The organism is Bradyrhizobium sp. 62 (genome assembly GCF_023073035.1).
GTDB lineage: Bacteria > Pseudomonadota > Alphaproteobacteria > Rhizobiales > Xanthobacteraceae > Bradyrhizobium.
In genome coordinates this window covers 292,984-305,892 of the sequence record NZ_JADPIT010000014.1, presented here as the reverse complement: position 1 = coordinate 305,892, position 12,909 = coordinate 292,984, and the positions used below count along the sequence as shown (strand labels likewise).

The 12,909-nt window shown below is 66.1% G+C and carries 10 protein-coding genes; 9 read left to right on the top strand and 1 reads right to left on the bottom strand.

What is annotated here, in order from left to right:
• The coding region (locus IVB47_RS10045; protein ID WP_276576863.1) for a DNA-formamidopyrimidine glycosylase family protein at positions 1–461 on the bottom strand (461 nt) is incomplete at its 3' end.
• An 81-nt stretch (positions 462–542) separates the two neighbouring features.
• On the opposite strand from IVB47_RS10045, the gene ubiE reads away from it, so the two are divergent.
• The 9 genes from ubiE to addB form a co-directional block, all read left to right on the top strand.
• The gene (ubiE, locus tag IVB47_RS10040; RefSeq protein ID WP_027566148.1) at positions 543–1,304 is read left to right on the top strand and encodes a bifunctional demethylmenaquinone methyltransferase/2-methoxy-6-polyprenyl-1,4-benzoquinol methylase UbiE; all 762 of its coding nucleotides are present in this window, start codon (positions 543–545) and stop codon (positions 1,302–1,304) included.
• Positions 1,301–2,875 (top strand): 2-polyprenylphenol 6-hydroxylase, encoded by a 1,575-nt coding sequence (gene ubiB / locus IVB47_RS10035; RefSeq protein WP_247461301.1) that lies wholly within the window; start codon positions 1,301–1,303, stop codon positions 2,873–2,875. The genes ubiE and ubiB overlap by 4 nt, the downstream gene beginning before the upstream one ends.
• A 56-nt stretch (positions 2,876–2,931) precedes the next feature.
• Positions 2,932–4,395 carry a bifunctional phosphopantothenoylcysteine decarboxylase/phosphopantothenate--cysteine ligase CoaBC gene (gene coaBC / locus IVB47_RS10030; RefSeq protein WP_247461299.1) on the top strand — a complete coding sequence of 488 codons (1,464 nt, stop codon included), beginning with the start codon at positions 2,932–2,934 and terminating at the stop codon, positions 4,393–4,395.
• Entirely contained in the window at positions 4,392–4,850 is a 459-nt protein-coding gene (gene dut / locus IVB47_RS10025) for a dUTP diphosphatase (RefSeq protein ID WP_247461297.1), read from the top strand. Before coaBC ends, dut begins: the two co-directional genes overlap by 4 nt.
• Before the next feature lie 189 nt (positions 4,851–5,039).
• Positions 5,040–7,544: a PAS domain-containing sensor histidine kinase gene (locus IVB47_RS10020; RefSeq protein ID WP_027566152.1), complete on the top strand. Its 2,505-nt coding sequence runs from the start codon at positions 5,040–5,042 to the stop codon at positions 7,542–7,544.
• A complete protein-coding gene (gene tsaE / locus IVB47_RS10015; protein ID WP_247461295.1) occupies positions 7,541–9,073 on the top strand; it encodes a tRNA (adenosine(37)-N6)-threonylcarbamoyltransferase complex ATPase subunit type 1 TsaE in 1,533 nt (510 codons plus the stop codon). The genes IVB47_RS10020 and tsaE overlap by 4 nt, the downstream gene beginning before the upstream one ends.
• A 115-nt stretch (positions 9,074–9,188) precedes the next feature.
• Positions 9,189–9,506, top strand: coding sequence for a PilZ domain-containing protein (locus IVB47_RS10010; protein ID WP_247285101.1), 318 nt, complete (start codon positions 9,189–9,191; stop codon positions 9,504–9,506).
• A 124-nt stretch (positions 9,507–9,630) separates the two neighbouring features.
• Positions 9,631–10,353, top strand: coding sequence for a nucleotidyltransferase family protein (locus tag IVB47_RS10005; RefSeq protein WP_027566154.1), 723 nt, complete (start codon positions 9,631–9,633; stop codon positions 10,351–10,353).
• 225 nt (positions 10,354–10,578) lie between these two features.
• On the top strand, positions 10,579–12,909 hold a 2,331-nt coding region (gene addB, locus IVB47_RS10000), incomplete at its 3' end, for a double-strand break repair protein AddB (RefSeq protein WP_247461293.1).

Below are 12,909 nucleotides of genomic sequence, written 5' to 3'. Positions count from 1 at the left end.
AATTCGTTGCCGAGCGGCTCGGGGCCGAGCCCGCGCAACAGCGGCTCGTCGTCGAGGGCACTGCGCGCAATCACTTTCATGTAACCGAAGCGGCGCGGATCGTTGAAGATGATGTCGGCCCCGGAGGACATCCGAAACAGCACGTGATCGTGCGTGGAGTCCTTGGCTCGCGGATAGTGAAACTCGCCGGGCGCTACCTCGCTGTCCGGCTTGATGACGCGAAACGAGCCCGACATGCCCAGATGCATCAACAGCACGTCGCCGGAGGCGAGATCGGCCAGGAGATATTTTGCACGGCGGCCGAGCCCCGTGACGACCTGCCCCTTCAGTCGGGCCACGAAGTCGGGCTGGAAGGGAAAGCGCAAATCGGGCCTGCGGGCCTCCGCGACCAGGATTTTCGCACCCTCCATGACAGGCTGAAGGCCGCGGCGGACGGTCTCGACTTCGGGCAATTCGGGCATGGTCAGGCATTCACCTTATGAGGGCGGTGTGATAGCGCCATTGCGGCGGGCGCGCTATGGTCCGCCTCGTGGAGTAGAGTAATGGATCGGCCGGGCGAAACCACGCATTTTGGCTTCAGGGACGTTCCCCTGGGCGACAAGCAGACGCTGGTGAACGATGTGTTTCACAGCGTGGCGTCGCGCTATGATTTGATGAACGATTTGATGTCCGGTGGCCTGCACCGGGTCTGGAAGGACATCATGATCACCGCGCTCGACCCGCCCAGAGGCGACCGGCCGTTCGCGCTGCTCGACGTTGCCGGCGGCACCGGCGACATCTCGTTCCGCGCCGCCAAGGCCGCAGGCGCGGGCTTCCATGCCACCGTCTGCGACATCAATTCCGGGATGCTGGAGGTCGGCCGCGAGCGCGCCGCAAAGCGGCATCTCGAGACCCAGGTTGATTTTGTCGAGGGCAATGCCGAAGCGCTCGCTTTCGCCGACCGCAGCTTCGACGCATATACGATCGCTTTCGGCATTCGCAACGTGCCGCGGATCGATCTCGCGCTGGCCGAGGCCTATCGCGTGCTCAAGCCGGGCAGCCGCTTCCTCTGTCTGGAATTCTCCACCGTCGAGATGCCCGGGCTCGATCGCCTTTATGACTTGTTCTCGTTCAAGGTGATCCCGCCGCTCGGCCGCATGATCACCGGTGACGCCGAGTCCTACCAATATCTGGTCGAGTCGATCCGCAAGTTTCCAAGACCCAACGCCTTCGCCGACATGATCCGCAACGCCGGCTTCGCCCGCGTGAACTGGCAGATGTTGTCCGGCGGCATCGTCGCACTGCATTCGGGCTGGCGTTTGTGATCTCTGCCATAACCCATAGTGCGCGCCTGATGCGCGCCGCGTTCGTATTCGCGCGCGAGGGCGTGTTCGGCGCCGTCGATCCGAGTCTGGTACCGCCGCACGGACAGCTCGCGCTGAAACTTGCGCGCATCATCGAGCGGCGCGGTCCGAAGCAGGGCCCGCGGCTGTCGCGCGCGTTGACCCGGATGGGCCCGGCCTATCTCAAGCTCGGTCAATTTCTGGCGACCCGTCCCGACGTCGTCGGCGTCATCATGGCGCGCGACCTCGAAAGCCTCCAGGACCGCTTGCCGCCGTTTTCGCAAGCCGAAGCGGAGGCTGCGATCGCGACTTCGCTGGAACGGCCGCTGACCGATGTGTTCGTGAGCCTCAGCGCGCCGGTCGCAGCGGCCTCGATCGCACAGGTGCATCGCGGCGAAGTCCTGCGCGACGGCATCCGCAAGGCGGTCGCCGTGAAAGTGCTGCGCCCCAACGTGGCCGCTCGCTTCCGCCGCGACCTCTCCGACTTCTTCTTCGTCGCTTACAAGGCCGAATCCTATTCGTCCGAGGCGCGGCGCCTGCGCCTGATCGAAGTCATCAACACCATGTCGCGCTCGGTCGCGATGGAGATGGACCTGCGCCTCGAGGCCGCGGCGCTGTCGGAGATGGCGGAGAACACGCGCGACGATCCTGATTTCCGGGTGCCGACCGTGGACTGGGACCGTACCACGCACAACGTGCTGACGATGGAGTGGATCGACGGCATCGCGCTGAACGATCACAAGCGGGCCGCCGAGTCGCAGGTCGACCTGCCCGATCTCGGCCGCAAGGTGATTCAGAGCTTCCTGCGCCACGCGTTGCGCGACGGCTTCTTCCACGCCGACATGCACCCAGGCAATCTGTTCCTGGATGACGCGGGCCGCCTCGTCGCGGTTGATTTCGGCATCATGGGCCGGCTCGGCATGAAGGAGCGGCGCTTCCTCGCCGAAATCCTGCTCGGCTTCATCACCCGCGACTATCGCCGTGTCGCGGAAGTGCATTTCGAGGCAGGCTATGTGCCCGCGCATCACTCGGTCGAGAACTTCGCGCAAGCGATCCGCGCCATCGGCGAGCCCATTCACAACCGCACGGCGGAAGAGATCTCGATGGCGCGGCTACTGACGCTGTTGCTCGAGGTCACCGGCCTGTTCGACATGACCACGCGGCCCGAGCTGATCCTGCTGCAGAAGACCATGGTGGTGGTCGAGGGCGTGGCACGCGGCTTCGATCCCAAGCTCGACATCTGGAAGGTCGCCGACCCCGTGGTGCGGGAATGGATCGAGCGCAATCTCGGTCCGATCGGCCGGGTCCACGGCGCGATCTCCGGCACCGGTGATCTCGCGCGCATCCTGATGCGTCTGCCTGATATCGCCGCGCGCTCGGTTGCGGTGCTCGAACAGCTGGAGACGATGACCCGGGAGGGCATCCGGCTGTCGCCGGAGAGCATCGCGGCGATGGGCCGCAGCGAGGGCCGCAAGAACCGTTGGCGCACCGTGGCGCTCTGGATCATCGCTGCGACCTTCATCGGCATCCTAATCGCCGTCCGGAATCTTTGATTGCAGTGCAATCATGCGAATGATAGCATCGCTATCATTTCGCGCCGGAGAGTGCCATGGCAAGTCTGACCATCCGCAAGCTCGACGAGAACGTCAAAACCTTCCTCCGCCTGCGCTCGGCCAAGAACCGCAGGTCGGTCGAGGAAGAGGTCCGGGTCATCCTCGGGGAGCTGATCGAGGGCCGCGAGGAGCCCCTGACGCCATTCACGGCGCCGCCCGCGGCCGCGGCCACCCCGCTGCCCCAACGCACCGGCGCCGTTCCAGAAGCCAGCCTCACCCTGATCATCGGCGGCGGGATCGCGGCCTACAAATCGCTCGACTTGATCCGGCGGCTCAAGGAGCGGCGGATCGAGGTGCGTTGCGTGCTGACCAAGGCGGCGCAGCAATTCATCACGCCGCTGGCCGTGAGCGCGCTCTCGCATGAGCGCGTCTACACCGACCTGTTCGATCCCCAGAGCGAGTTCGACGCTGGTCATATCCGCCTCGCGCGCGAGTGCGACCTGATCGTGGTGGCGCCCGCGACCGCGGATTTGATGGCCAAGATCGCCAACGGTCATGCCGACGATCTCGCCAGCGCCATCCTGCTCGCGACCAACCGCAAGGTCCTGCTCGCGCCGGCGATGAACCCGCTGATGTGGAACAACGCGGCGACGCGGCGCAACGTCGCGCAGCTTCAACGCGACGGCGTGATGCTGATCGGGCCGAATTCCGGCGAGATGGCGGAAGCAGGTGAAGCCGGTATTGGCCGCATGTCCGAGGCGATCGAAATTGCGGCCGCCGCCGAGCGCCTGCTGCGGCCGCCAGTGCCGCGCCCCCTCGCCGGCAAGCGCGTGCTGATCACGGCTGGTCCGACCCACGAGCCGATCGATCCGGTGCGCTACATCGCCAACCGGTCCTCCGGCAAACAGGGCTTTGCGATCGCCGCCGCCGCACAAGCCGCAGGCGCCGAGGTGATCCTGGTCAGCGGCCCGGTCGAGCTTCGCGATCCCCAGGGCATGACGGTCAGGCATGTGGAATCGGCACGGCAGATGCTGGAGCAGGTGCAGGCCGCGCTGCCCGCTGACATCGCGATCTTCGCCGCCGCCGTAGCCGACTGGCGGGTCGTCAACGAAGGCGAGCAGAAGCTGAAGAAGACTTCGGCCGGCATGCCGCCGCTCCAGCTGGTCGAGAACCCCGATATCCTCGCGACGATCTCGAAACTGACCGACAAGCGGCCGCCGCTGGTGATCGGCTTTGCCGCCGAGACCGAGCACCTCATCGACAACGCCAAGTCGAAGCTTGCCCGCAAGGGCTGCGACTGGATTGTCGCCAACGACGTCTCCCCCGCAACCGGGGTGATGGGCGGGGACCGCAACACCGTGCACCTCATCAGTCGCAAGAACAGTGAGAAGAACGACGAGAAGGATGGCGAGATTGCAGTTGATTCCTGGCCGGTGATGACCAAGGAACAGGTCGCCATTGAACTGGTCGCGCATATCGCAAAAAGCGTGACCGGCAAATCCCGGGAGCCCGCATCTTGAGCACCAAAGTCACCGTCGAACTGCAACGTTTGCCCCATGCGGAGGGGCTGCCGCTGCCGGCCTATCAGACCAATGATGCCGCCGGTCTCGACCTGATGGCGGCGGTAGCCGAGAACGAGCCCCTGACGCTCGCGCCCGGCCAATACACGCTGGTGCCGACGGGACTCGCGATCGCGTTGCCGCCCGGGTACGAGGCGCAGGTGCGGCCGCGTTCGGGCCTTGCCGCCAAGCACGGCGTCACCGTGCTGAACTCGCCGGGAACGATCGACGCGGACTATCGCGGCGAGATCAGGGTGATCCTGATCAATCACGGCCAGACCGCCTTCGTGGTCAAGCGCGGCGAGCGCATCGCGCAGATGGTGATCGCGCCAATGGCGCAGGCCGCGCTGGTTCCCGTGGCGACATTGTCCGCGACCGACCGTGGCGCCGGCGGATTCGGCTCGACCGGTCGCTAGGCGCGGCAATTTCCGCCGAATCACCCGAGGAACTACGTGAATTGGAACACCGCGCCCCGCATTTTTTTGGGACCGCCTTTGCGTTCACGATCTGGACTCTTACCGGTGGAGTCACGGTGAGGGTATTGTCGTTTGATTCGCGCGCGACGGGGGTCGCCGCGCGCAAATTCGTGCGATCTTGGGGCAACTATGTCAGGCGTGATCGTGTCGATGCGTCGGACGCTGCTGTCGTGCACATCGCTCGTGCGCAACGGCTTGTTGGGAAGCGCTCTCGCAGCGCTGCTGCCGGCTGCGCCGGCTGAGGCCGCCGACCTCGTCGACACACTCTCAACGCTGCTGGATTTCAACCGGCAGGAGCTCGCGGTGCTGGCTACCGCGCTGGCCTTGCTCGGCTTCTCGGTGGTGGCCGCGATCCTCCTGATGCGCACGCGCGTTCGCACGGCGAAGAACGAGGCGCGGCTGCGCGCACGGATCGGGGAACTCCAGCTCCAGGCCGACCGATTCGGCGCACTGCTGTTTGCCGAGCCGCAGATCCTGATCTCCTGGCCGGCCGGCGACAATCGCGCGCAGATCTCCGGTGACACCTCCATGGTGCTGCCGCGCGACTCCTCTCCACAGCGCGTGCTGGCGTTTGGAACCTGGTTGCCGCCGGAACCGGCGCTCCGGATGGACCACGCCGTCGACGCGCTGCGCGACCGCGGCGACGGGTTCCAGCTGACGCTCACCACCGCGCATGGCCACACGCTGGAGGCCATCGGCCGCGCCATCGGCGGCCAGGCGATCGTCAGGATTCGCGAACTCTCAGGGCTGCGCCGCGATCTGGCCGAGACCAATCTGCGTTACAAGGCCCTCTCCGACGAGACGGAGATGCTGCGCGGCTTCGCGACCGCCGCACCCTGGCCGATCTGGGCCAAGGGCGAGAACGGCGCGCTGGCTTACGCCAACCCCGCCTATGTCCGTGCGACCGAGGCGGCCAGCATCACCGACGCCCAGGAGCGCAAGCTCGAGCTGCTCGACAGCGCCGACCGGAGCGCGATGGAGCGGGGGCTGAAGGAAGCGGCCAATTTCACCTCGCGCCTGCCGATCGTGATCGGCGGCGAGCGGCGCATCTATGACGTGCGCGCCGTCAATGTCGGCGGCGGCAATGTCGGCGTTGCCATCGATGCCAGCGAGGCGGATGCGTTGAGCTCGGCGCTGGTGCGGATGGCGGAAGCGCATCGCCGCACGCTCGACCAGCTCTCCTCCGGCGTCGCCGTGTTCGACGGCCAGCGCCGGCTCGCCTTCTACAATGATTCCTACCGCCAGCTGTGGGACCTCGACCGTACCTTTCTCGACGCCAACCCCGATGATTCCAGCGTGCTCGACAAGCTCCGCGCCGCGCGCAAATTGCCGGAACAGCCGGACTTCCGCGCCTGGAAGGCCAAGCTGCACGAGGCCTATCGCGCGGTCGAGGCTGCCAAGGACACCTGGTACCTGCCCGACGGCCGCGCGCTCTCCGTCGTCACCACGCCGAACCCCGAAGGCGGCGTCACCTATCTGTTCGACGACGTCACCGAGAGCCTCGAGCTCGCCCGCCGCTTCGACGGAATGATCCGGGTCCAGCGCGAAACGCTGGACAGCCTCGCCGAGGGCGTCGCGGTGTTCGGCAGCAACGGCAAGGCGCAGCTGTTCAACCCGGCCTTCGTCCGGATGTGGAAGCTGTCCGTTGACGCCATGCGCGACGAGCCGCACATCCAGACGGTCGAGGGTTGGTGCCATCAGCTGTTCGACGACGCGGTCGTCTGGCGACAGATCCGCGAGGCCGTCACCTCGATCGAGAGCCGCGCCGACATTCCGCTGAAGCTGGAGCGCAAGGACGGCAGCGTGCTCGACGGCATGATCCGGCCCCTGCACGACGGCGCCACGATGCTGACCTTCCAGGACATCACCGACACCGAGAACGTCGAGCGCGCGCTGCGTGAGCGCAACGAGGCGCTGGAGGCGGCCGACCAGATGAAGGTGGATTTCGTCCACCACGTCTCCTACGAGCTGCGCTCGCCGCTCACCACCATCATCGGCTTCGCGCATTTCCTCAGCGATCCCTCGACCGGGCCGCTGACGCCGAAACAGGCCGAATATCTCGACTACGTCACCAAATCGACCAATGCGCTGCTGGCGCTGACCAACAACATCCTGGATCTCGCCACCATCGACGCCGGCGCCATGAAGCTGGAACTCGGCCCGGTCGACGTCAGCAAGACCATCGAGCTCGCGGCCGAGGGTCTCCAGGACCGGCTCGCCACCGACCGCATCCGCCTCAAGGTCGAGATCGCGCCCGATGTCGGCAACTTCACCGGCGACGAGAAGCGCGTGGTGCAGGTGCTCTATAACCTCCTCGCCAACGCCGTCGGGTTTTCTCCACCGGATTCCACCGTCGGCATCAGCGCCCGCCGCACCGAACGCAGTGTGGTCTTCACTGTGACAGATTCCGGGCCTGGAATACCTGCCGACATGAAGGACAAGGTGTTCAACTGGTTCGAAAGCCGCTCGCAAGGCTCGCGTCACCGCGGCGCCGGGCTCGGCCTGTCGCTGGTGCGCTCCTTCGTCGAGCTGCATGGCGGCAATATCCGGGTCGATTCGATCGTGGGCAGGGGCACGGTCGTGATCTGTGACTTCCCGACCGACCAGGCGGCGCATCGCGACGCCGCCGAATGACTGCGCCAACCACATTCTCCGTCGCGCTCCACAACGAGACGGCCACCGCGCAACTGATGGCCGACCTCGCGCTGCTGGTCGGCCCCGGCGATGTCATCACGCTCACCGGCGATCTCGGGGCCGGCAAGACCGCGGCGGCGCGTGCCATGATCCGCTACCTCGCCGGCGACGATGCACTGGAAGTGCCGAGCCCGACCTTCACGCTGGTGCAGGGCTACGAGCTGCCGCCATTCCCGGTGATGCATGCCGACCTCTACCGCGTCGAGGACGAGAGCGAGCTCGAAGAGATCGGGCTGGCGCCGCTGCCGGAAGCAACCCTCGTCCTGATCGAATGGCCGGAGCGCGCACCGTCGGCGATGCCTCAAGACCGCATCGACATCGCGCTGACGCACCGGCCGGCATTGGGCTCGAATGCACGCGCCGCCGACATCACCGGCCATGGCAAGGCTGCCGCCACCGTCGCGCGGCTGCAGGCGCTGCGCGAATTCCTCGATGCATCCGGCTACATGGAGGCAACGCGCAAGCGCATGGCGGGCGACGCCTCGACCCGCTCCTATGCGCGGCTCCTGCGCGACGACCAAATCGTCATCCTCATGAATTCTCCGCAGCGCCCGGATGGTGCCGCGATGTACAACGGAAAATCCTACAGCGCCGCGGTGCATCTCGCCGAAAACATCAAACCCTTCGTCGCCATCGACGAGGGCCTGCGCGCGCAAGGAATCTCCGCGCCCGCGATCCATCATTCCGACCTCGACCACGGATTCCTGATCAGCGAGGACTTCGGCAGCGAAGGCGTGATCGAGGGCGATCCGCCGCGCCCGATCGTCGAACGCTACGAAGCCGCGGCCGATTTACTAGCCGTGCTGCACGGCAAGACGCTGCCGGAAACGCTGCCGCTCGGCGGGCAGACCTACGCCATTCCCGTCTTCGATACCGAAGCGCTGCTGATCGAAATCAGCTTGATGCCGGAATGGTACCTGCCCGATCGCAATGCGCCGCTCGACGACGAGAAGCGCGCCGCATTTTTCGCGATGTGGCGCGAGCTGCTGAAGAAACCGCAGGCCTCGCCGAAGACCTGGATCATCCGCGACTATCACTCGCCGAACCTGATCTGGCTCGGGAATCGCACCGGCATCGAACGCGTCGGCGTGATCGATTTCCAGGACACCGTGCTGGGGCCGCAATCCTACGACGTGGTGTCGCTGCTCCAGGACGCCCGCATCGACGTGCCCGAGGCGATCGAACTGACGCTGCTGTCGCGCTACATCAAGGCACGCCGCGCCAGCGACGCGAGCTTTGACGCCGCCGGCTTCGCCGAGCTCTACGCCATCATGTCGGCGCAGCGGAACACGCGCTTGCTCGGCACCTTCGCCCGCCTCAACCGCCGCGACGGCAAGCCGCATTATCTGCGTCACCAGCCGCGGATCTGGACCTATCTCCAGCGCTCCTTGGCGCATCCCGCGCTCGCCCCTCTGCGCGACTGGTATGTCGCCAACGTCCCGCCGCCCCAATGCCCGGCCCAAGACTGAAAGGCCAGTAGGGGCTGAAACGACTGATTCGGGGCCCGATTTACCGGCTGTTAGCCAAGACGCCGGTAATCTGGCGGCGGAGCAGCCGGATGATTACGGGGCTGGAGCAGGGCAGATGGCGGTGAAGACGGACGAGCGCGGCAACAGCCGGGTTGTTTTCGAGCGCGGGATCGCGGCCCAGATGATGGGTATCGACGGCACCTGGCGGCGCGACTGCACCATGGAGGACGTCTCCGACAGCGGCGCCAAATTGACCATCGACGGCTCGGTCGAAGGCTTGCATCTGAAGGAGTTTTTTCTGCTGCTGTCGTCCACCGGACTTGCGTATCGGCGCTGCGAGCTCGCCTGGGTCAATGGCGACCAGATCGGCGTCAACTTTCTCAAGCTCGGCGACAAGAAGAAAAAGGCGCGTTCCACATCCATCGGGGCGTAACGGCAACACCCGTCGTACAAGCGTCATGGCAGGTGGTTAAGGCGGTTAAGACGCGGTGCGGTCAGTCGAACCTCGTGTTAGGATTGCTGCGAACGCGAAATCAGTAGGTCTGAGAAAGCGAAGGATGTCCGTCAAACCGACCAAAGCCATGGTGCTCGCCGCAGGGTTCGGCCTGCGCATGCGTCCGTTGACGGACAAGATGCCGAAGCCGATGGTTCCGGTGGCCGGCCAGCCGCTGCTCGACCACGTGCTCGACAAGCTCGGCCAGGCCGGCGTGAGCGAGGCGGTGGTTAACGTGCACTACCTGCCGGACCAGATCATCGATCACACCGCATCCCGCCAGCATCCGCGCGTGACCATCTCGGACGAGCGCGACCAGGTGCTCGGCACCGGCGGCGGCGTGGTCAAGGCACTGCCGCTGCTCGGGGACGCACCGTTCTTTCACGTCAATTCCGACACGCTATGGATCGACGGCGTGCGCTCCAACCTGACGCGGCTCGCCGAAAACTTCGATCCCGCGCGGATGGACATTTTGCTGCTGATGGCGCCGACGGCGACCAGCATCGGCTATAGCGGCCGCGGCGATTACGGCATGCTGGCCGACGGCGCCCTGCGCAAGCGCAAGGAAAAAGAGGTCGTTCCGTTCGTCTATGCCGGCGCAGCGATCCTGTCGCCGTCGATCTTCGCCGATGCCCCCACGGGCGAGTTCTCGCTGACCAAGATGTTCGACCGTGCCAACGAGCAGGAGCGGCTGTTCGGCCTTCGCCTCGACGGCGTCTGGATGCATGTCGGCACGCCCGATGCCGTGCACGCGGCGGAAGAGGCGTTTCTGGAGAGCGTGGCGTAGGGCTGCGCTATTGTCCCGGACGCGGTGCCAAGGCGGGCAAAGCGAAGCGTGCCCACCATCTAAGCTGAAACTCGCGGAAACATGGTGGGCGCGGCGCGTCGCACCTTTGCCCACCCTACCGCACCTGTATTGGTCCGGCGAACAGCGGGGACTATCTCCCTTCCGCCCATATCCATTTGAGTCCGCCTCCCTATATTGGCGCCTGATTCCCGAATCAGGCAGCTCATGCGCGTTTTCAGCGTTCCAGTCTCAGTTCCGTTTCTGCGCACCGTCGTCGCAAGCTTGCTCGACGGTCGGCTGGTCGATGGCTTTGAGGCGCGCAAGGAGCCGGCACGGCTGGCGGATGCCACGCTGTACCTGCCGACACGACGCGCCATGCGCGTCGTCCGCGAGATTTTCCTCGACGAGATGAAGGCGGACGCGGTCGTGCTGCCGCGCATCGTCGCGCTCGGCGACATCGACGAGGATGAGCTCGCATTCGCCGATGAGGGCGAACAGTTTTCCGGCGCAACGCCGCTCGATATTCCGCCGCGGCTCGGCGAGCTCGAACGGCGGCTGACACTGGCGCAGCTCGTCGCGGCTTGGGCCAAGGGCCCGGTGCTGTCTCCGCTGGTCGTCGGCGGCCCCGCCTCGACGCTGGCACTGGCGTCCGATCTCGCGCGGCTGATCGACGACATGGTCACGCGCGGCGTCGACTGGAGCGCGCTCGACGGCCTCGTGCCCGATATGCTCGATCGGTACTGGCAGCACTCGCTTGAATTTTTGCGCATCGCGCGCATCGCCTGGCCCGGTCATCTCGCCGAGATCAACCGGATCGAGCCCGCTGCCCGCCGCGACCTTCTGATCGATGCCGAAGCCAAGCGGCTGACCGCGCATCCCCATGGCCCCGTGATCGCGGCCGGTTCGACCGGCTCGATGCCGGCCACGGCAAGATTTCTCCACGCAGTCGCCTCGCTGCCGCATGGTGCCGTGGTGCTGCCCGGCCTCGACACCGATCTCGACGACGATGCCTGGCGCAGCATCGGCGGCGTCCGCGACTCGCTCGGCAAGTTCGCGGAGCATCCGGTCTCGAACCATCCGCAATACGCCATGCACGCGCTGCTGGATCGTTTTGGCATCAAGCGCAGCGACGTCGATATCCTCAAGCCTCCGGCGGAAGACGGCCGCGATCTGCTGGCGTCGGAATCGATGCGGCCGTCGGCCAAGACCGAGATCTGGCACGACCGGCTGAAGCAGCCGGATGTGGCCTTAAAGATCACCGGGGGCATGAAGAACCTCGCGGTTGTCGAAGCTCCCAATCCTGAAATGGAAGCGCTCGCCATCGCCATCGCGATGCGCGAGGCGCGGCACCTCGACAAATCCGCGGCGCTTGTCACGCCCGATCGCACGCTGGCGCGGCGCGTGATGGCCGCGCTGAGCCGATGGGATCTCGCATTCGATGATTCCGGCGGCGACGTCCTGATGGAAACCTCCGCCGGCGTCTTTGCGCGACTGACAGCGGAGGCGGCGACCAAGGGATTGGAGCCGCCGACGCTGCTCGCGATGCTGAAGCATCCGCTGTGCCGGCTCGGCCGGGCACCCGGTGCATGGAAGGCGGCGATCGAAGGCCTGGAGCTCGCTTTGTTGCGCGGAACGCGGCCGCCTGCGGGCACCGCCGGCCTGCTGCGCGAGTTCAATCGATTCCGCGAGGAGCTGGCCAAGCTGTGGCGCAGCGAAGTCTCCGCGTTGCACAAGGCCGAGCCGCGCGCACGTCTCAAGGCGGAAGACCTCGATCGCATTCAGGCGCTGATCGATGGCTTGCGACAAGCCTTGGCGCCGATCGAGAGTCTTGCGTCATCAAAGCCGCATGACTTCGCCGAGCTCGCGCATCGGCATCGCGAGATCATGATCGAGCTGTCGCGCGACGAGCAGGGCATCCCGCTGGCGTTCGAGGAGCGCGAAGGCCTCGCGCTCGCGAGCGCCTTCGACGATCTCCTGCGCGGCGGCACGACCAGCGGATTGATGGTCACGCTGCCCGACTACGCGGACGTGTTCCAGACGGCGTTCAGCGATCGCGCGGTGCGGCGGCGGGACAGGCCGGGCGCGCGGCTTCAGATCTACGGCCCGCTGGAATCGCGCCTGATGCAGGCCGACCGAATCATCGTTGGCGGGCTGATCGAGGGGGTCTGGCCGCCGGCTCCGCGCGTCGATCCCTGGCTGAGCCGGCCGATGCGGCACCAGCTCGGCCTTGATCTGCCGGAACGCCGGATCGGCCTCTCCGCGCACGATTTTGCGCAACTGCTCGGCGGCGACGAGGTCATCCTCACCCACTCCGCCAAGGCTGGCGGTGCTCCGGCGGTCGCCTCGCGCTTCCTGCACCGGCTAGAGGCCGTCGCGGGCGATGCGCACTGGAAGGCCGCGATTCGCGCGGGCGAGAAATACGTGCAGTTCGCAGCCGCGCTGGACCAGCCCGACGAGGTGAGGCCGATCAAGCAGCCCGAGCCGCGACCGCCGCGCGCGACCCGGCCGCTCAGGATGTCTGTGACTGGGATCGAGGACTGGCTGCGCGATCCCTAT